Raw genomic sequence first — 20,080 nt, 5'->3', positions numbered from 1 at the left:
AATCAGAGGTCAAATACGGAATTACGTTTTGTATAAACAAGATCTTTTATTCTCAACCAAAAGGCCAAAAAGAGATATAGCGCAAACCCAAAGCCAAGGGTAACAAAGGTTAGGTAGATAAAGGAAGTTCTTACTACTCTGGCTCTAATTCCCAGGCGTTCGGCTATACGCCTGCAAACCTCGAAGCCCCTTTTTTGGAAATAATACAATATTTGATAAAAAATATTCATTGCCTAAAAATACTATTTTCCATTTAATAATTGTACCCCTATTGCACATTGCAGACATTTGTTTTTTACACAATATCCATTGTGCAATTGCAGTATTGCCTGACTATTCATGGCATTGCTTGCGCGAACGCCCAAATCCTGGAAAGCGGTAACTATTGAATTCCGTTCTGCCCTTACTTCGGCAATAAGTTCTAATAGTGCATCGCTAATATCATTCCCTAAATGTCTGGCATAGCAAAATTTAATTGGCACTACTGTATTGATTAACAAAAGGTCTATAAATTTTGGGGTAACTCTTTTAATTATTGGGGCAGAATATTTCCCAAAAACAAAATGACTGGTCCAGTAATCATTAGTAGTCAGTCGGAAGATTTTAATTAATTCCGCCCGTTTATTTGCAGCAATCACAAGACTAAAAAGGTGACGTTTATTATAAAGTGTCGCAAATTGAGAAAGCCTTATGGTAGGAAAATTAACAGGTCTCAATTTAAAGAACTCAGGAAATATAACAGAACTGTTATCCAGATTGAACTTGTTTTTGAGGTAAGTGTATTCACTCTTTAATTTTAAATAGTATCGATCTCTTATTTCTTCAGACTCTAGTAGCCCTGCCATCCCAAAAAGTATGCTTTCTAACTGGTATGGAATTCCCCTTGTTTTCTGAACGACGATAAAATCAATGGCTTTTCCGATACTCATGAACGATGCACCATTTATCTTCAGGCCAAAGTTCTTTAATAACAATAAGAATAAAACCTGTTCCCAATTATTTTCCGAAGCTTTTAAAAGGTGGCCAATTTCTATGGACTTTTTCTCTAAGCGTTCAAAAAAAAGGCGTTCTAACCAATTGTCCAGAAGAAAGGGGTCTAAACGACCGATATGCTTTTCGCAATTGATAAAATTGTTATTCAGATTATTAAAAAGTTGATTATAATTGAGCAACAATGTATCTGAAATGAAATGACGAAGTTCCAGGGTGGGAATCTCCCGGTTATCACTACCAAATATGGGGACGTCGTTATTCCAGACTACATGCAGAATAACATTGTTATACTTCCTGTCTAGATGGTGCTGATGTCGGTACCAATCCGAGCCTTTAATATGCATTTCCACATTACCTGCCCAAAGTTGTCCTGCTATCTCAACTTTGGCATTAAAAAAATCCGGACCTGAAAAATGATTGTGCGTACCATAGTCAAGTATTCTGAGAGCGTCATTAGCTGTAGTGGTCAAAGCTCTTTGGCTCAGTTTTCTGAATTTCCAGATATAGTGAATAAGGTCTTCGTACATGCCGTATCTCCTTATGATTATAAAGATATTGGCGGGTACTGAAAATTAAATGCAGTGCGCTCTCAATACTTTTCAGGAATGAAGGTCTGATACTTCAGTGGCGGGCGCACATAACCGGCATGTTGGGGCAATGGAGGTAATTCTATCGGGGGAAATTTCATTTTTTTATATGGAATCTGACTCAGGATATGACTAATACAGTTTAGGCGGGCCTTTTTCTTATTGTCTGCGTTCACTACATACCAGGGCACCTGTTTGGTATCTGTATGTGCAAACATATCGTCTTTTGCTTTAGAGTATTCTAACCACCTGGCGCGAGATTCTAAATCCATAGCACTAAATTTCCATTGTTTCAGCGGGTCTGATATTCGGCTATTAAAGCGCTTCTCCTGTTCCTCATCACTCACAGAAAACCAATATTTCAAAAGAATAATATCTGACCTCACAAGCATTCGTTCAAAATCCGGACAAGATCGCAAAAACTCATCGTATTCCTCATCCGTACAAAAACCCATTACCTTTTCTACACCTGCCCTGTTATACCAACTACGATCAAAAAGAACTATTTCACCCGCTGCTGGCAAGTGTGCCACATACCTTTGAAAATACCACTGCGATTTCTCTTTTTCTGTGGGCACTCCTAAGGCAACCACTCTGCAGACTCGGGGATTTAAGGGTTCTGTAATCCTCTTGATTGTACCCCCTTTTCCAGAAGCATCCCTCCCTTCAAAAATAATTACCACTTTCAACCCTTCGGATTTTACCCATTCCTGAAGATGAATCAGTTCCTTATGTAATTCGGCAAGGGCAACCTCGTAGTTATCCGCTTTACCCAGTCCAGACTTTCCTTTTGATCCCATGATCAAATTTATAAAAAAAGAAGGTGATAAATAGTCCGCTTTAATAATTAGTATACCTCCTGATCAAACTAGAAAAATATATGAGCAAATTATTGGAACAATCCCCCGGAGATGCAGAGAACTATAGTTACAAGCAATTTAAAGATATCGGCAGTTGGTCTTCCGCTTAATATTGGAATATTTTTTTAGTGGGATAGTGCAGGCAATAATACTAAGAAGGCTCCTGAATATGAGTATGAGTTAATTGAAACTTACTAATATCAATAAGACCCGACCCACTTTTCATTGTTTATTGCTTATTGTTTATTGCTTATTGCTTATTGTTTATTGCTTACTGTTTACTGTTTACTCCTCAGCAACTTCACCTTCCCACTCATTAAATCCACCCATTAAGTTGTAGGCATTCGCAAAACCCAAACTATTCATTATAGCACAGGCTTGCCCGCTTCTGTTCCCGGATCTGCAATACACATAATAATTTTTGCCCTTATCCAATTTCCCTACCTCATCAAGGAATTCCTGCCCCAGGTAGATATCAATATTAACTGCACCAGGAATAAATCCTTCTTCCATTTCTTCCGGGGTGCGGACATCTAATAGAAAAGAATTAGTATCTTCTTGTAGTTGGTCTGCCCATTCCTCTTGAGTCAAATCTGCCATTGTGTAAATATTTAGGGGCAAAAATAATACAATATTTTATATACCAAGCCTTCCTTTTCTTCGGGATGTATAGCCCCTTAAAACTACCTTCAATTTTTTTTAACAAAAATTTATAGTAGCTGTTGTTGTAAGAATTAAAATTACATTTTATATTTGTATATACAAATGTTGTAAGTACATGAATGTTGAAAAGCGCATCGGAACAAAAAAGGTTTTACCAATAAATAGTAAGACAATTATTCATTATATGTTGGTGAATAATTCTATTACCGAAGCCATTGGGAAAGCTTTAAAACCATTTGATGTATCCTCTCAACAGTTTAATGTACTGCGTATTTTAAGAGGGCAAGATGGACAGGCAGCTAACCTTTCAACCATCAACAATAAGATGATTAGTAAAATGAGTAATACTACCAGGCTGGTAGACAAATTATTACTGAAAGGGTATGTCAACAGAATAGTTTGCCCTTCCAATAGAAGGAAGATTGAAATAACAATAACAGAGAAAGGGAAAAAGGCCTTATTAAAAATGGACAAGGCTATTGAAGCAACTGAGAACCAACTCCTGCATCGTTTTAACGGTAAAGAATTGAAACAATTTAACGAATTACTCAATAAATTTTAAAACAAGAATAATAAGTATTAATTTAACATCAAATCATGAAAAAGAATGTATTAAGTTTGGCTCTGGCCGTAGTTTTTGGAGTAAGTGCAACAGCAAATACTGATCTTACAAAAGAAAAGAAAGAAGTAAAATCAGAGCAAAGTAAAGTAACCTGGAAAGCCTACAAAGTTACAGGATCACACACCGGAACGGTGGATTTAAAATCAGGAGCTTTAATATTCGATGAAGGAACACTTACCGGAGGTAAGTTTGAAGTAGACATGCCTTCATTGGTAAGCACCGATCTGGAAGGTGAATACAAAGGAAAACTTGAAGGACATCTTAAATCAGATGATTTCTTCGGGGTAGCCTCTCATCCTACCGCCTCTCTTGTATTTACTGAGGTAAAAGCTTCAGGTAAGAATTCTTACGAAGTTACTGGTGACCTTACTATAAAAGGTATTACAAAACCAGTTATCTTTGATGTATCTGTTTATGGAAGCAAGGCTACTGCCACATTGAAAATAGACAGAGCGCAATACAATGTAAAATACGGCTCGGGAAGTTTCTTTGACAACCTGGGTGACAAAACTATCTATGACGAATTTGATCTCGTGGTAGATTTAGAGTTTTAATAAACTTAACCTCACAAGTTTCCCCCGTTTGCCCAACAGCTAAACGGGGTTTTTTTTTATTTGTGCTTTTTTTGTTCTTATCCAGGGACAAAATTTTCTTTTAATTAATTGCCATTTAAAAAATGATTTCTATATTTGATCCAATGAAATTGAATACAGTAAATACATGGTGGTGGAAATCCTTGCGTCTAACGTCGTGAGCTGAGCACCCTTGTATTTATACTGTACGAAAAGGCTTGTCTATCACGACAAGCCTTTTTGCATTTAATAATTTAATGAAATGACATATCAACTAACAACATATTACAAGCGGATTCTGGCGGATACTATTACCCCGGTGAGCGTCTATCTCAAGGTCAGGGACCGTTTTCCAAATAGTATACTTCTGGAAAGTAGTGATTACAGGGCCAATGACAATACTTTTTCATATGTATGCTGTAATCCAATAGCTTCAATCAAAATACAAAACGAAACTATTATTCAACATTATCCGGATAATACTTCAGAAACTGAAGCAATTACCGCAGATACAGATGTCCCGGCAATTATTCACAATTTCGCCAAAAAATTCAAAGCCAAAAACAATGGTTTTAAGTTTATAAACAACGGTCTTTTTGGATATATGGCCTATGATGCTGTACGCTATTTTGAAGATATCAGTATCTCTAAAAAAGAAAACGCACTGGATATTCCGGACATTTTTTACGCAGTTTACCAAAATGTCATTGCAATTAATCATTTTAAAAATGAAGCGTACATTTTTGCCCATTGCTACGAGGCAGAAGATAATACAGAAGAAATAGAGCAGATCCTCAATGTCAGGAATTTTGCCTCATACAATTTTACCAAGGAAGGAAATCCAACTTCCAATTTAAAGGACGAGGAATATATGGCCCATGTAGAGCTGGCTAAAAAACACTGCCAGAGAGGGGATGTTTTTCAACTGGTCCTTTCCAGACGATTTAAACAGAGCTTTAAAGGAGATGAATTTAATGTATACCGGGCGTTGCGATCAGTAAATCCTTCTCCCTACCTGTTTTATTTCGATTACGGAGATTTTAAAATTTTTGGCAGCTCACCCGAAGCCCAATTGGTGGTTAAAGACGGCAAAGCAGAGATTCATCCAATTGCCGGAACATTCAAAAGAACTGGCCATGACGAAGAAGATGTGGAACTGGCCAGGAAACTATCTGAAGATGCCAAGGAGAACAGCGAACATGTAATGCTGGTAGATCTGGCCAGGAACGACTTAAGCAGAAATGGCAATATGGTCAGCGTGGAAAATTACAGGGAGGTACAGTACTTCTCTCACGTTATTCACCTGGTTTCCAAAGTTACCGGAATGAAGAAAAAGGATATCCCCACAATGAAAGTTGTCGCAGATACATTCCCGGCAGGTACCCTAAGTGGTGCTCCTAAGCATATGGCCATGCAACTTATTGAGAAATACGAAAAAACCAACAGGGATTATTATGGTGGTGCAATAGGGTTTATGGCCTTTGATGGGGATTTTAACCACGCGATTATGATCAGAACATTTTTAAGTAAAAATCATGAATTGCATTATCAGGCCGGGGCAGGATTAGTGGCGGCGTCTGATCCCGAAACAGAATTACAGGAAACGTATAACAAATTAGGTGCTCTGACAAAAGCCCTGGAAATAGCTGAGGACATATAGTAATGAAGAAAGTATTAGTCATAGATAACTACGATAGTTTTACCTACAATCTGGTGCATTACCTGGAAGATCTGAATTGTGAAGTAGTTGTGAAACGCAACGATCAAATTGCACTTGAAGAGGTAGACGCCTTTGATAAAATAGTACTCTCCCCAGGCCCGGGAATCCCAGATGAAGCAGGACTCCTGAAAGAAATCATAGCGGCCTACGCCCCTACAAAAAGCATCTTTGGGGTATGCCTTGGGCAACAGGCTATAGCAGAAGTTTTTGACGGGTCTATTATCAACCTGGAAGAAGTATACCACGGTATTGCTACTGAAATTAAGATAATAAAAGAAGATCAACTCTTTAAAGGAATCCCCGATAAAATTGAGGTGGGCAGATATCACTCATGGGTAGTTAAACCAGAACTCCCGGAGGTTTTGGAAGCCACTTCTATAGATGAAAATGGGCAAATAATGTCTCTTAGACACAAGAACTATGATGTCTGTGCTGTGCAGTTTCATCCGGAATCTGTACTTACCCCCCACGGAAAAAAAATATTAGAGAACTGGTTAAATACCTAAAAATGAAAGAAACACTTAACAGATTGATAAATCACGAGGTGTTGTCCAAGGAAGACGCCAAAACAATACTGGTCAATATCGCCAAGGGGGATTACAATACCAGCCAGATTGCGGCATTTCTGACCGTTTATATGATGCGTAGCATCACCATTGAAGAACTCGAGGGATTTAGAGATGCCCTTTTAGAATTGTGTCTGGCCATAGATTTGTCCGAATACAACCCCGTAGATCTTTGTGGTACCGGAGGAGATGGAAAAGACACTTTTAATATCTCTACCCTTGCTTCATTTGTTACCGCGGGAGCCGGAATAAAAGTTACAAAACATGGCAACTACGGAGTATCTTCCAAATGTGGAAGCAGCAATGTAATGGAATTCCTGGGCATTAAATTCAGTAACGAGGCAGGATTTCTTAAAAAGTCCGTAGAAGAAGCCGGAATATGTGTATTGCATGCTCCACTGTTCCATCCTGCCATGAAAAATGTAGCGCCTATTCGCCGTGAACTGGCAGTTAAAACATTTTTTAATATGCTTGGCCCAATGGTGAACCCCGCCTTTCCCAAAAATCAAATGGTTGGTGTATTTAACCTTGAACTTGCCAGAATGTATGGATATTTGTATCAAAACACAGACAAGAAATTTACAGTCTTACATGCACTCGATGGCTATGATGAAATATCCCTCACCGGGAGTACTAAAATTATTTCTAATGCCTCAGAAGGCATACTCGAACCCAAAGATTTTGGGCTTACCCCTATTGCACAAACCGAAATTGTAGGCGGTGAAAGTGTGGCCGAATCTGCCCAGATATTCATTAATATCCTTCAAGGAAAGGGCTCAGCAGCTCAAAACAATGTGGTTTGTGCCAATGCCGGAGTGGCAATTGCAACTGTTGAAGATATAGGCCCTAAAGAAGGGTTTGAAAAAGCAAAAGAAGCGCTGCTAAATGGTAAAGGCCTAGAAGCGCTGAGAAAATTGCAAAAATTAAGTGCGTAATGGACATTCTGCAAAAAATAGTAAGGGACAAACACAAGGAAATCGAACTTAAAAAATCGCTTATTCCAACATCCCAATTGGAATCCTCGGTCCTCTTTAAAAAAGCTACCGCTTCTTTATCTGCTAAGCTCAGAAACAGTGCCACTGGTATTATTGCGGAACATAAAAGACGTTCGCCATCCAAATCTGTCATCAACAATACTTTAAATGTTGCAGATGTGGCCATAGGGTACAAAAACGCAGGAGTTTGCGGAATGTCTGTACTTACAGATGGGAAATATTTTGGTGGATCCCTGGATGATCTCTTACTGGCTCGGGCAGTTTCTGACCTCCCCATCTTACGCAAAGAATTTATTATTGATGAGTATCAGATTGTAGAGGCTAAAGCATATGGTGCTGATGTAATATTACTGATCGCAGCTGTCCTGGATCCCAAAGAAATTAAAGCGCTCTCTTTATTGTCCAAAAGTCTAAACCTGGAAGTATTGCTCGAAGTACACAATGAGGAAGAGTTAAAAAAGTCGATAATGCCAAGCCTGGACATGCTTGGTGTAAATAACAGAAACTTGAAAACCTTTGAGGTAGATTTGAATACCAGTAAATCCCTGGCAGGTTTAATTCCTGATGACTTTGTAAAAGTTTCGGAAAGTGGTATCAGTAACACCGAATCAATAAAGGCACTGCGGCCTTACGGATATCAGGGCTTTCTGATAGGGGAAAATTTTATGAAAACAGATGATCCCGGAGCCCATGCGACAGATTTTATCAAAAAGCTTGAGTTATGAGTACCAGACCTCCAGATGCTAACAAATTGCTCAATATTGCCTTCTTAGGAAACAGCCATTGTACGGGTAACCCATTTCTTTGGGGCTGCAATCTTATATTGAAAACGAAACTCAAAAAGCAACTATGTATCTGAAAGTCTGTGGAATGCATCATAATGTAACGGAAGTTGCTGTTCTGGAACCCGATTTTTTGGGATTCATCTTCTGGGAACCTTCAAAAAGATATTTTGAGGGAGAAATTCCCCCATTGGCAGTCACTACAAAGAAAGTTGGTGTGTTTGTCGATGCACCTATAAAAGAGGTTGTTAAGAAAGTGCAGGAGTTTAGTTTACAAATGGTACAATTGCATGGAAAGGAGAGCCCGGAATATTGCGGAATGTTGCAAAATGCACTGTGGGCTGCAGATCTTCCCACTGAATTGAAGTATAGCAGGAAAAAGAATTGGACAAATTATGATGAGCTTAAAACAAGCCCGCAACTCATCAAAGTTTTTGCTGTTGGCGAGGATTTTGATTTTAGTACTTTGCAGGCATTTGAAGCTTTTTGCGACTTTTTCATGTTCGATACAAAAGGCAAATTACCCGGAGGTAATGGCTATGCATTTAACTGGAAATTGCTGAAAGACTACCCCTCAGAAAAGCCTTTTTTTCTCAGTGGCGGGATAGGACCGGAAGACATAGATAAATTAAAGGAATTTTTAAATTCTGAGGCTTCAAGACATTGCTATGCCATAGATGTCAACAGCAGGTTCGAAACATCACCCGGTCTTAAAGACACAGAAAAGCTTAAAAAGTTTATTAAAGAATTTAATGGTAATTGAAAACGATGAAATATCAAGCAAATGAGAGCGGGTATTACGGGGAATTTGGAGGGGCCTTCATCCCGGAAATGCTCTACCCCAATACCGAAGAATTACGATTAAACTACCTCCGTATTATGGAGGAACCTTCCTTTAAAAAGGAATTTGATCAACTGTTAAAAGACTATGTAGGCAGACCTACACCTTTGTATTATGCCAATCGTTTATCAGAAAAATACAACACAAAAATCTATTTAAAAAGAGAGGACCTCTGCCATACCGGAGCACACAAGGTAAACAATACCATAGGACAGATACTGATGGCCAAAAAACTCGGCAAAAACAGGATCATAGCAGAAACCGGTGCCGGGCAGCATGGAGTGGCAACAGCTACTGTTTGTGCCCTTATGGGAATACCCTGCGTGGTCTATATGGGGGAAATAGATATTCAACGCCAGGCCCCGAATGTGGCCAGAATGAAAATGCTAGGGGCCGAAGTCAGGCCCGCACTATCGGGAAGCAGAACTTTAAAGGATGCCACTAATGAGGCCATAAGAGACTGGATCAATAATCCGGTCGACACCCATTATATTATCGGTTCCGTTGTTGGGCCCCACCCCTATCCGGATATGGTTGCCAAATTTCAATCGGTGATTTCCGCTGAGATTAAAACTCAATTACTGGAAAAAGAAGGCACTGAAAATCCGGACTATGTAGTTGCCTGTGTAGGTGGAGGAAGCAATGCTGCCGGTGCATATTATCACTATTTAGAAGACCCGGAGGTTGGTATTATTGCAGTTGAAGCCGCGGGAAGAGGCATAGATTCTGGCGAAAGTGCAGCTACTTCTGCGCTAGGGAAGGTGGGTATTATTCATGGGAGTAAAACCTTATTGATGCAGACTTCAGACGGCCAGATAACAGAACCCTATTCTATCTCCGCAGGCCTTGATTACCCTGGAGTAGGACCAATGCACGCCCATTTATATAGGTCGGGAAGAGGTGAATTCATTTCTATTACAGATGATGAAGCCATGCAGGCAGGACTCCTGGTTTCCAAATTAGAAGGCATAATTCCTGCGATAGAAAGTTCGCATGCCTTCGCTATTTTCAAAAACAGGAAATTTAAGCCCGAAGATATAGTTGTGGTAAATTTATCGGGGCGGGGCGACAAGGATTTGCAAACGTATATTGATTATTTCGAACTTTAGAAATGAATAGAATAAACCAAAAGCTCAAAGAAGATAAAAAACTGTTATCCATATATTTCACAGCTGGCTATCCCAGCCTTGGTGATACCGTACCAATTATTGAAAATTTGGAAAAACACGGGGTGGATTTGATAGAAATTGGATTGCCATTTAGCGATCCTTTGGCCGATGGCCCAACCATCCAGGAAAGTTCTACCAAAGCGCTTAAAAATGGTATGGGTACTGCATTGCTCTTTGAGCAGTTAAAGGATATCAGAAAAACTGTTTCCATCCCCCTGATCATTATGGGATATTTTAATCCGATATTCCAGTATGGGGTTGAAGAATTTTGTAAGCAATGCAACTCTATTGGGATAGACGGACTTATACTACCAGACTTACCTCTGGATGTTTATGAGGCAGAGTATAGATCGATATTTGAAAAATACGGGCTGGTCAATATTTTTCTGATCACTCCGCAAACCAGTGAAATTCGCATCCGGCAAATAGACGAAGCCTCAAATGGTTTTATTTATATGGTGAGTTCTGCAAGCACCACAGGGGCACAAGAGGGTTTTGGAAAGGAGCAACAAGCATACTTTGAGCGCATAGCCGCAATGGGATTAAAAAACCCCCAAATCGTCGGATTCGGGATCAGTAATGCTACAACCTTCCAACAGGCTACGGCCAATGCCAAAGGTGCTATTATTGGTTCGGCTTTCATTAAGGATCTTACTGCAAACGGACCCGCCGGAATAGGTAATTTTGTCAAAAGAATTCGCTAGATTTAGCCTTTCAGTAAAATGTCTGTCAGAAAATGAAAAAAATCAACCTGCTTCTTCTAGCTCTATTTGCAACTTATGGCTTTTCACAAGAAAGCGCCCAAATTAAATCACAGGTTGGGCATAGTATTGACGAGTTAAGGAATTTTATCGCTATCCCCAACGATGCACTAGACCATGCCGATATTAACCGTAACATTACCTGGCTCACTAATAAATTTAATGATCGGGGATTTAATACCTCGGTACTACCCACAGCAGGAGAATCGCTTTTTTTTGCCGCACTTCCCATGGAAGACGAAAAACCCACAGTACTATTTTATATGCATTTTGACGGCCAGTCTGTGGATCCCGGCAAATGGGATCAGGCCAATCCTTATGAAGTAGTCCTGAAGGCCAAGGAAGGAGATAGTTGGATCAATAAATCTTTTGATGAATTAAGTGAAGATATTAATTATGATTGGCGACTTTTTGGACGGTCTACCTCAGATGATAAAGGCCCTATAGTAATGTTCCTTAATGCCATTGATCTTTTGAAGAAAAATAACATAGAAATTCCCTTTAATGTAAAGCTCATCCTGGACAGTGAAGAAGAGAAAGGTAGCAAGCCCCTGCCCGAAGCAGTAAAGCAGTACCGCGAACTGTTAGAAGCAGATTTCCTGATTATTAATGATGGCCCGGTGCATGGCTCAGGAAAACCCACAATTGTTTATGGTTGCAGAGGAATTACCACTTTGACCCTCACCACCTATGGCCCCGTAAAACCGCAGCACAGTGGGCATTACGGAAATTACGCACCCAATCCGGGCTTTCAGTTGGCACAGGTACTGGCCCTTATGAAAGACCAAGAAGGAAGGGTGATAATTCCCGGATATTACGATGGCATTTCAATGGATGAAAACACTATGGAAATTATAAAAAGTGTCCCGGACGATGCGGCCACCATAAATGAACTTTTAGAAATAAAATCTCCTGATAAGGTTGGAGATTTCTATCAGGAATCATTGCAGTACCCCTCTCTTAATATTCGGGGTTTGAGCTCTGGATGGGTGGGTGAAAAAGCCCGTACCATTGTCCCTGAAAGTGCTACAGCCGAACTAGATCTTCGATTGGTACCAGAGTCTGACGGTACCAGATTGAAAGGCCTGGTAAAAGATTTCATACAGGCAAAGGGCTTTTATATCACCGATAAAGTTCCGACAAAACAAGAGCGCTTGACGCATGATAAAATAATGACCATTACCGAAAGAGGTGTCACTGATGCCTTCAGGACAGATCTGGAAAATCCTTATGGTATTTTTATACAGGAGTCGCTCAAAAAATCTTTTGCAGAAGAAGCTGTTCAAATAAGGATTATGGGAGGTACGGTGCCTATAGCGACTTTTATTAATGAGCTTAAAATTCCCGCTTTTATTGTTCCCATGGTAAATCCGGATAACAATCAGCACAGTCCTAATGAGAATTTAAAAATAGGGCAGATTGCGTATGGAATTAAGGCCTATTACGGGCTGCTAAGTAAAGAGATCACCAAATAAACCAGTCATGCACATTTGTAGGCTCAATAATTTACTGCTTTGTATCTTTATGATATTGCCTATGACACTACTTACACAACATAATACCGATGAATCCCTGGTACCTGAATACGATCTTCCTGCACTTCTGACAGATAGCCATGGTAAACAAATTTCGGAGGCGACAACCTGGGAAGAGCACCGCAGATCGGAAATTCTAAGCATTTTTGAACAAGAAGTGTATGGCATTCCGCCTTTGGAAGAAATAGCAGTTGAAGTTTCAGAAAAAGTTCTAGAGCGTATGGCATTTCATGGCAAAGCCACCATACGCGAAATAACTTTCACTTTTACAAATAATGGAAAGCGTTTGGATGCCGTACTATTATTGGTACTGCCCAATTCTCCTGATCCTGCAGCAGTTTTTCTGGGATATAATTTTGGTGGCAACCACACCATTCTACCTGATGAATCAATACAACTTCCAAAAGGGTGGGTCCTTGGTGGACCTCAAATTGGGGCCTTTGATCATAAAGCATCTGTTGTGTCCAGAGGGGCAAAATACTCCCGATGGCCGGTACTTAATATGCTGGCTCGGGGTTATGGTCTGGCTACTATGCATTATGGAGATATAGATCCGGATTTTGATGACGACTTTAAAAATGGAATTCATGCCCTTTTTAGCAATTCTGAGCATATTAAAAATGGCAATTGGGGTGCTCTGGCAACCTGGAGTTGGGGTCTCTCGAAAATCATGGACTATTTTGAAACCAACCCGCTTATAAATCACGAAAAAATTACCTTGTTGGGGCATTCCCGATTAGGAAAGGCAGCCCTTTGGGCTGGGGCCCTTGATAAGCGATTTGCCATAGTGATTTCCAATAATTCCGGTTGTGGTGGAGCTGCCCTATCTAAGCGCAGGTTCGGGGAAACTGTGGCTGCCATCAATAAAAATTTTCCTCACTGGTTCTGCAAGAACTTTGAAAAGTACAATGAAAATGAGAGTGCCATGCCTTTTGATCAGCACCAACTATTAGCCTTAATGGCACCCAGGCCACTGTATATAGCCAGCGCACAAAATGATAGCTGGGCAGATCCAAAAGGTGAATTCCTCTCCTTAAAACACGCCAGTGCTGTTTATGCTTTATACCATCCCAACAGTACAATAAGTGGAGAACTTCCTGAAGTTAACCGGCCACTTATTCAAGGAAAACTGGGATATCATATAAGAACAGGCAATCATGATGTTACGCCCTATGACTGGGAACAATTTATGAATTTTACCGACCAACATTTTGCCAATGGTAACTAAAACTCCCTTACTATTTTTTAAATTCCTCTTGTGAATACCCCTAAAAATGAAAATCTAAAGGAAATTGTCTTACTCCCGAGATCGGGATTGGTAAAAACCTCTATCCGATAAAAGAGTTTCTACATTATACCAAAATACTTTTGAGGTGAAATTTGGTGTTTTTTCATCCTTAGCCAATTCGTCAAGCGTGCCCAATAGCGCCTCCCTTTTACCGTTGGTAACCTCTTCGGAAGGATTTAAAAAGGCCATATCCCAACCATCAAAAACCCTTTGCTCCACCTGCTCCTGAGAAAGAAGATCTACGTTATTATGCCGCTTATCTCCCTCAATATTATCAAATAGTGCTTTTACTATTTCTTCATTGCCTTCAAGAAGTTGAACAAAAAACCCTTTGTAAAAAATCAGGCACCCTGTAATATTATGCGCTGAATTGAATTTCCTTGAAGTTTGTAAAATAGTATTAATATGCTCCATAGAGATGCCCTCAATGGCTTCGGAACGATAAGTAAGCTGAAAAGTCATAAAATTACCTGCTTAGGCAGACCCGAAAATAAATAAAAAATCAGGTGCCTACAAGTTATAATAACTGCATTGGTGCAAAATATATTGCTTGGAAGTACAACTATATATTGCTTGGAAGTACAACTAAATGATTATAATTTGCCAGGCGCGCCCTGGAACTAGAATTTTTCAGATTGTACTTAAATTGACTAATAAGAATTTTATTCCCTGGGAGTAGTATTCAATATAGTAAGATATTTCTTCCAGGGGCCTACTGCTGTTTTGTATTGTTTGGCCATTACTCTTGAAACCTGTGTTATGTGCCCCAAATCATGAACCACCCAGGCAGCCAACAACTGGGCTAATGTAACGGTACCCAATTCCGGATGCTCTCCAGATTTCCTAAGGTCTGAATCCGAAATATTTTTTGATTTAAGAAGTGCTAAATTCTCCTTTCTGAGCCGGCTAAATTCTGACAATAACTCCTCCAGTGAAGCGCTCTTAGAATCATTGAACTGTGCAAGCCGGTCAAAAGGTTCAAATTTTCCATTGCCATTTCCTTGTAAAATAATTTCTGTGCGAACTAACCAATCTGTTTTCTCACCATGAATTAAATGTCCCATAACATCAAAAGGACTCCAGGAATCCCCTCCTTCATTTTGTAGCGAAAGATCCTTGGGTAAATTTCTAAGCAGCTGCTCCATAACAGCTGGAGTGCGTTCTAATATAAGAACAGCTTGGTCTAATTGAAACTCCATGCACGGTATGTATTACTTTATCTTAGCTAAAGCATAAAAGACACTTTGATGCTTTTGCGATATGTACGCCTTAGGCTGAATTTCTACTTGCATTAATATTTCCATAAAGAGAACGGGTCACAATCTTTTCATATAATGGAACATAATCGGTTTGCTTACCCAGTTTTTGAAGTGCATACTGCTGTATCACCAGGAGGGGAAGTACAATTTGTTCCCTGATCTTTATAGACTCACGGGAGACTTCCTCATTTTCCATAAGAACTTTAGAACCGGAAATTTGCAACAGCATCTTCTTGGAAAGCAAATATTCCTGATGCAGAATATGCCAGAAATCACCAAATTCCTCATCTTCCTTCATATAACTGGTCAGTTCAAAATAGCATTTGGTTAGAGACATCATACTATTAAGCATTAGTGCCTTAAAAAAAGGTACTTCCTTATATAATTTCTTTATATCCCGGAGTTGTCCCTTATCAATTAAGATTTTAAGGGCAGTGCCAATACCAAAATATCCCGGAACATTCTGCTTAAGCTGACTCCACGACCCAACAAATGAGATAGCTCTCAGATCTTCGAACTCTAATTTTTGCTTATTACCTCGCTTACCAGGTCTGCTTCCAATATTGGCTTTTTGATAAAACTTAAGCGTGCTCCGTCGCTCGAGATAGGGAACAAAAAGATCGTGATTTTTTAGTGCCTCGTATTTTTTGAAACTGAGTTCTGAAAGTTCTTCGATCAATTGCCTTTGCGCTTTCGGGATTATGTTCTCCTTCCCAAAAAAGGTATTCGAAAGTCCGGCCGTAAGTAATTGTTCGCTGTTGTGCATAAACAATTCTTTGGTTCCATAGGTACTGGTAATTGTCTGGCCCTGGATGGTTAATTGAATTTCATTATTTGCGATATCCTTTGTCTGCGCCGCATAAAACCGGTGTGTTTTACCTCCACCTCGTGCCGGAGGTCCTCCCCGACCATCAAAGAATATGGCCTTAATGTCATTTTTATTACAGACCTTGGACAAACTTTCCTTGGTCTTAAAGATAGACCAGTTGGCCTTAACAAACCCGCCGTCCTTGGTTCCATCAGAAAAGCCAAGCATAATGGTCTGCTTGTCTCCCCGGAAGGTTAAATGCTTCCTGTAAAATGGTAAATTAAACAGGGTTTGCATAACCTCCTCGGAGGCATCCATTCCCTTCATTGTTTCAAAAAGCGGTACAATATCAAAACTTATCTTATCTCCTTCCCAACCGCACCATCTAAACAGTGCATAAACAAACAGGACAGAATAAATATCTTCAGAATTACTGATAATATACCTGTTACAGCCTTCTTCCCCATTCTTATTTTGCAGTGTTCTTAACTGGGAAATGTTTCTTATGGTATCTTTTACAATATCCTCTTTATAATCTTTTGCTTTTAAAGACAGTTCTTCACTTGATAATATTTTGACAAGTTTGGTTTTACTCAATTCATTCAAATCCTCTTTAATAAAGCCGTTTTTCTCAAGTACCTGAGTAATCACTTTCTTATGCACCCTGTGATCTTGCCTTATATCAAGGCTGGCAAAATGTGTTTTAAAAAGTTTTACCTTATCAATAAAGTGATCAAGATCTATCAGATAAAGACCGTGGTACTTATCTATCAGGATGTTCCTTAACACCTCAAGATACTCCATAATCTTATTGTAGCTAATTGTCTTATTTGCATTGAACATGGCAAGATACAGCCTGTTTCTTAGCTCTTGAAGAGGTTCTTGCATTTCCCTGAACGACAGCTTCTTATGCAATACTTTTAAATCATTATAGTAACACTTCATCAGGTTGATCCTCAACTCATCTGCTACGTCTTTCGTAATCTTAGCCGTCACAAAAGGATTGCCGTCCCTATCTCCCCCAGGCCAAAATCCTAGTTTTATGATATTATGATTCTCAAAAGCTTCGTTCTTAATATTTCCTTTGATATAGGCATACAAATCGCCCACCGCATCGTAGTAAACATGTCTGAGGTGGTGAATAATATTTTTTGCCTCATCCAGAGGGGTAGGCTTTTTGGCATTGATCAGGGAAGTTAATCCCAGTTGTTGTAATGTAACGTCTATATCATCTGCCTTGTTCTGAACGATCAGGGACCGCAGTTTCTCCATGATATTGAGCACCGAAGGGGTATAAAACTGGGTTGGATGTGCCGTAAGAACTATACGGGCACTGAATGTCGACAATTTCTGAGATACTTTATCCCATCGTTTATTTTTGTTTGCGAGCTGAAAATAATCTCGTATAGACAGGGAAACTGAATGTTCATGTAACTTAGGAAAGGCAGCGTCCTCTACACTGTCATAAAGTACAACTTGCCTCTCAACATACTGTATAATTTTGAACATAAAATCGATGCGCTCCTTCTCCGATTCAATACGGGCGTAATTCTGAAAAAAAGCATCGAGGATTTCACTAGGGTTCTGACCAGCATCCAATCCTCTTTCACAATGTTGTAACAACAGGGGTATAAGCATCCCCACATTTTCAATGTTCCTGTATGGTAAATTGAGGAACAAACTGTTGTAAATATTGAATTTATTATTAACAGATTTCTTAAACTCCTTTAATCTTTCAGACTGACTCATAAATACTAAAAAAATAATTAAAACAAGCTTATAAAAGCCTGCTTAGTTTCTTCATTTCAGGTGTTAAAGATCGCCATTAATACTAACTTGAGAGGCCCCTTTTAACGCTAATAACAAAATAACCTTTTAGCGCACATAAAACCAACAAAAAAAGGAGATTATATTAGAAGAACTTTCTGTACTGCGCTATCCTGAAATCTAAGGTGGTAAAGGAGGGGTTTTTTTCTTTTTGTTTTTTATATGCTTCCAGGCTACCAACTGCACGGTTGGCTGCACCGGATGGTGCTGTTAGAGAAATTGTCTTTATTTTTCTCTGGGCATTCCCACGTCGAATCTCCAACTGATGTATCCTTGGCACGGTATCAGAAAGTACTTCAAGATCCAGTCCCTTTTCTTTTAGCAGCTTTCTAAAAAAGTATTCGGGTCCGTTCTTACTATTTCCTCCGGTAAAAAGCAAAGTGTCAACCAGCGGGTACCGATATAAATAGTCTAAAAGATCTCTGAGTTCCACCTGCTTCATCCCCAGATCTGAGGCATCTACTTTTTCCCTGTGAGCACTCTCAACAATATCACAAATCCCTATTTTTCTCGATTTAAGAAATAATTTTCGCTGGTTAATAGCTTTATCTGTAGTTTCATAATCCAGATTAAGCCTAAAAATCCGATCTAAAATTGGCCATAATTGCCCGTCCCTGCTTCCATAACAGAAATCAACATCTCCGGCTTTTAAAGCTCGGGATGTAAACCTCGGTGGTGGCAAGGTCCCTACTATCAATTTAGTAGCCTCCTTAAAAAGAAAGGGCTCGTATGGGTGTTTATGAAAAAACAATAATTTATTAAATTGGAGTTAGCAGAAATTCTTATTGGTCGGCAACAATGCTCTGGCCACCCCTTTAAAAAGGACTTCTATTGACATTATCTGTAAAATTTCATAGCTTTAAAGGTATAGATATATAACCTAATATGGGTAAAGGAGATAGAAAAACAAAGAGAGGTAAGATTGCTAATAAATCTTACGGTGCCAGAAGACCTGGCAGAATCAAGAAAAGAGTTACGGTTGAAGAAAAAATCCGACTTAAGAAGAAAGCTTAGTCGATTACAAAATTTAAATTCACATTGCCTTCCTCAGTAACATCCAATTCGTAGGTATAAAATCCTATTGGTAATGCTGTTTCACCCACAAAATCTATGGGCTGTAGGGTATATGTTTCGGCTCCGGTTGTTATTTGGATATATGCGTATCTATAGGCGATATCATAAATGAGGTATTCGGAGTAGTCATCCGGAGAAATGTTCATATGTAGTGTTTCCGCCTCTCCTACCTGCACCTGATCAAATGTCAGATTACTCACGTTTTTAATACGAATATTAACTTCATTTACATCATCGTCCTTATCTGTGCAACTTAATGAAAGGCATCCAAGCGTCAGCATTAGTACTATTATCCGTTTCATAGCAATTTTATTAAAAGATACTATAGGGATAAAACGGTTGCTTTGGAAAAATATTCTATCGGATAAAAACTAATGTATTCTCTTCTTTGGTTAGTTCTTCACTAAAACCATAACCTTCATAATTAAACCCTTTAACACCATCCAGTGAATCTATATTGTGGTCAAGTATATATCTGGTCATATACCCCCGCGCTAATTTGGCAAAGGTCATAATGCTTTTGTATTCCCCATTTTTAAAGTCTTTGAACACCGCGGTAGTAACAGGAACCTTAAGAGTTTTAGTATCTATAGCTTTAAAATATTCCGCACTTGCCAGGTTGAGGAAAAGTTCACCCTCAGCCAATTCTTCATTCAAATTTTGGGTGATTTTTTTGCGCCAGAATTCATATAAATTCTTATTGCGACCAACCGCAATCCTTGTACCCATCTCCAGTCTATAGGGTTGTATGAGGTCTAAAGGTTTAAGGACGCCATAAAGGCCCGATATTATTCTTAGGGTATCCTGAAGAAATGTTATTTTCTCTTCCTCGAGAGAATAAATGTCTAATCCCCTGAATACATCTCCAGCAAAGGCATATACGGCTTGTCTGGAATTTTCTTTGGAAAATGGAAGGCTCCAGGTCTGGTTGCGTTCATAATTAAGTTGTCCCAGATTACTAGAGATATTCATTAATTTAGAAAGACTGCGTGCAGATTTCTTTTTTAATAGCTTATTTATTCTTTCCGATTCTGGTAAAAACGCTGCCTCGCTAAAGCGGTCTGTGGGCACCTCTCTCTCAAAATCTAAAGATTTCGCAGGGGAAATTACTATCTTCATTTTCAAAATTTTGCTTAAAAATAGTAAGGATTTTTGTGA

At 39.2% G+C, this 20,080-nt stretch carries 22 protein-coding genes; 12 read left to right on the top strand and 10 right to left on the bottom strand.

Going from position 1 to position 20,080, the window contains the following annotated elements:
* Nucleotides 1-2 precede the first annotated feature (2 nt).
* The 4 genes from J1G40_RS16040 to J1G40_RS16025 form a co-directional block, all read right to left on the bottom strand.
* Nucleotides 3-230, bottom strand: a complete 228-nt coding sequence (locus tag J1G40_RS16040; protein WP_265243676.1) for a PspC domain-containing protein — start codon at nt 228-230, stop codon at nt 3-5.
* Between the two features lie 12 nt (nt 231-242).
* Nucleotides 243-1,520 (bottom strand): DUF2851 family protein, encoded by a 1,278-nt coding sequence (locus J1G40_RS16035; protein WP_265243675.1) that lies wholly within the window; start codon nt 1,518-1,520, stop codon nt 243-245.
* 62 nt (nt 1,521-1,582) lie between these two features.
* Nucleotides 1,583-2,380 carry a polyphosphate kinase 2 gene (gene ppk2 / locus J1G40_RS16030; protein ID WP_265243674.1) on the bottom strand — a complete coding sequence of 266 codons (798 nt, stop codon included), beginning with the start codon at nt 2,378-2,380 and terminating at the stop codon, nt 1,583-1,585.
* Between the two features lie 345 nt (nt 2,381-2,725).
* Nucleotides 2,726-3,040 carry a rhodanese-like domain-containing protein gene (locus J1G40_RS16025; protein ID WP_265243673.1) on the bottom strand — a complete coding sequence of 105 codons (315 nt, stop codon included), beginning with the start codon at nt 3,038-3,040 and terminating at the stop codon, nt 2,726-2,728.
* A 178-nt stretch (nt 3,041-3,218) separates the two neighbouring features.
* On the opposite strand from J1G40_RS16025, the gene J1G40_RS16020 reads away from it, so the two are divergent.
* The 11 genes from J1G40_RS16020 (at nt 3,219) to J1G40_RS15970 (ending at nt 13,894) form a co-directional block, all read left to right on the top strand.
* Nucleotides 3,219-3,665, top strand: coding sequence for a MarR family winged helix-turn-helix transcriptional regulator (locus J1G40_RS16020; protein ID WP_265243672.1), 447 nt, complete (start codon nt 3,219-3,221; stop codon nt 3,663-3,665).
* 35 nt (nt 3,666-3,700) lie between these two features.
* Complete coding sequence (locus J1G40_RS16015; protein WP_265243671.1) at nt 3,701-4,279, top strand: YceI family protein; 579 nt, start codon at nt 3,701-3,703, stop codon at nt 4,277-4,279.
* 280 nt (nt 4,280-4,559) lie between these two features.
* Nucleotides 4,560-5,957: an anthranilate synthase component I family protein gene (locus J1G40_RS16010; protein WP_265243670.1), complete on the top strand. Its 1,398-nt coding sequence runs from the start codon at nt 4,560-4,562 to the stop codon at nt 5,955-5,957.
* A 2-nt stretch (nt 5,958-5,959) separates the two neighbouring features.
* Nucleotides 5,960-6,523 (top strand): anthranilate synthase component II, encoded by a 564-nt coding sequence (locus J1G40_RS16005; RefSeq protein ID WP_265243669.1) that lies wholly within the window; start codon nt 5,960-5,962, stop codon nt 6,521-6,523.
* A gap of 2 nt (nt 6,524-6,525) precedes the next feature.
* Complete coding sequence (gene trpD / locus J1G40_RS16000) at nt 6,526-7,518, top strand: anthranilate phosphoribosyltransferase (protein ID WP_265243668.1); 993 nt, start codon at nt 6,526-6,528, stop codon at nt 7,516-7,518.
* The gene (trpC, locus tag J1G40_RS15995; RefSeq protein WP_265243667.1) at nt 7,518-8,303 is read left to right on the top strand and encodes an indole-3-glycerol phosphate synthase TrpC; all 786 of its coding nucleotides are present in this window, start codon (nt 7,518-7,520) and stop codon (nt 8,301-8,303) included. Before trpD ends, trpC begins: the two co-directional genes overlap by 1 nt.
* Before the next feature lie 124 nt (nt 8,304-8,427).
* Nucleotides 8,428-9,123, top strand: coding sequence for a phosphoribosylanthranilate isomerase (locus tag J1G40_RS15990; RefSeq protein ID WP_265243666.1), 696 nt, complete (start codon nt 8,428-8,430; stop codon nt 9,121-9,123).
* Between the two features lie 5 nt (nt 9,124-9,128).
* Complete coding sequence (gene trpB, locus J1G40_RS15985; RefSeq protein ID WP_265243665.1) at nt 9,129-10,310, top strand: tryptophan synthase subunit beta; 1,182 nt, start codon at nt 9,129-9,131, stop codon at nt 10,308-10,310.
* A gap of 2 nt (nt 10,311-10,312) precedes the next feature.
* On the top strand, nt 10,313-11,074 hold the full coding sequence (gene trpA, locus J1G40_RS15980) for a tryptophan synthase subunit alpha (protein WP_265243664.1): 762 nt from the start codon (nt 10,313-10,315) through the stop codon (nt 11,072-11,074).
* A 32-nt stretch (nt 11,075-11,106) separates the two neighbouring features.
* Nucleotides 11,107-12,606, top strand: a complete 1,500-nt coding sequence (locus J1G40_RS15975; protein WP_265243663.1) for a M20/M25/M40 family metallo-hydrolase — start codon at nt 11,107-11,109, stop codon at nt 12,604-12,606.
* Nucleotides 12,607-12,667: 61 nt separating this feature from the next.
* Nucleotides 12,668-13,894, top strand: coding sequence for an acetylxylan esterase (locus J1G40_RS15970; protein ID WP_265243662.1), 1,227 nt, complete (start codon nt 12,668-12,670; stop codon nt 13,892-13,894).
* A gap of 69 nt (nt 13,895-13,963) precedes the next feature.
* Here J1G40_RS15970 and J1G40_RS15965 read toward each other — a convergent pair whose 3' ends face one another.
* From J1G40_RS15965 to J1G40_RS15950, 4 genes are all read right to left on the bottom strand, one after another.
* The gene (locus J1G40_RS15965; protein WP_265243661.1) at nt 13,964-14,416 is read right to left on the bottom strand and encodes a BLUF domain-containing protein; all 453 of its coding nucleotides are present in this window, start codon (nt 14,414-14,416) and stop codon (nt 13,964-13,966) included.
* A 200-nt stretch (nt 14,417-14,616) separates the two neighbouring features.
* Nucleotides 14,617-15,153 (bottom strand): DinB family protein, encoded by a 537-nt coding sequence (locus J1G40_RS15960; RefSeq protein WP_265243660.1) that lies wholly within the window; start codon nt 15,151-15,153, stop codon nt 14,617-14,619.
* 70 nt (nt 15,154-15,223) lie between these two features.
* Nucleotides 15,224-17,770, bottom strand: a complete 2,547-nt coding sequence (locus J1G40_RS15955) for a phosphoenolpyruvate carboxylase (RefSeq protein WP_265243659.1) — start codon at nt 17,768-17,770, stop codon at nt 15,224-15,226.
* Nucleotides 17,771-17,933: 163 nt separating this feature from the next.
* On the bottom strand, nt 17,934-18,599 hold the full coding sequence (locus J1G40_RS15950) for a uracil-DNA glycosylase family protein (protein ID WP_265243658.1): 666 nt from the start codon (nt 18,597-18,599) through the stop codon (nt 17,934-17,936).
* A gap of 134 nt (nt 18,600-18,733) precedes the next feature.
* Here J1G40_RS15950 and J1G40_RS15945 point away from each other — a divergent pair, with 134 nt between their 5' ends.
* Nucleotides 18,734-18,862: a 30S ribosomal protein THX gene (locus J1G40_RS15945; RefSeq protein ID WP_265243657.1), complete on the top strand. Its 129-nt coding sequence runs from the start codon at nt 18,734-18,736 to the stop codon at nt 18,860-18,862.
* Here the strand turns inward: J1G40_RS15945 and J1G40_RS15940 are convergent.
* Together J1G40_RS15940 and yaaA are read right to left on the bottom strand one after the other, a co-directional pair.
* A complete protein-coding gene (locus J1G40_RS15940) occupies nt 18,859-19,224 on the bottom strand; it encodes a hypothetical protein (protein WP_265243656.1) in 366 nt (121 codons plus the stop codon). The two genes, J1G40_RS15945 and J1G40_RS15940, sit on opposite strands and share 4 nt — an antisense overlap.
* Nucleotides 19,225-19,279: 55 nt before the next feature.
* Complete coding sequence (gene yaaA, locus J1G40_RS15935; RefSeq protein WP_265243655.1) at nt 19,280-20,041, bottom strand: peroxide stress protein YaaA; 762 nt, start codon at nt 20,039-20,041, stop codon at nt 19,280-19,282.
* Nucleotides 20,042-20,080 lie beyond the last annotated feature (39 nt).

The sequence above is a fragment of the Muriicola sp. Z0-33 genome, from assembly GCF_026126425.1.
In the GTDB taxonomy this organism is placed as follows: Bacteria; Bacteroidota; Bacteroidia; order Flavobacteriales; family Flavobacteriaceae; genus JAFMPW01.
Note: the sequence above shows the minus strand (reverse complement) of the source record. Positions and strands in the feature narration are given on the sequence as shown.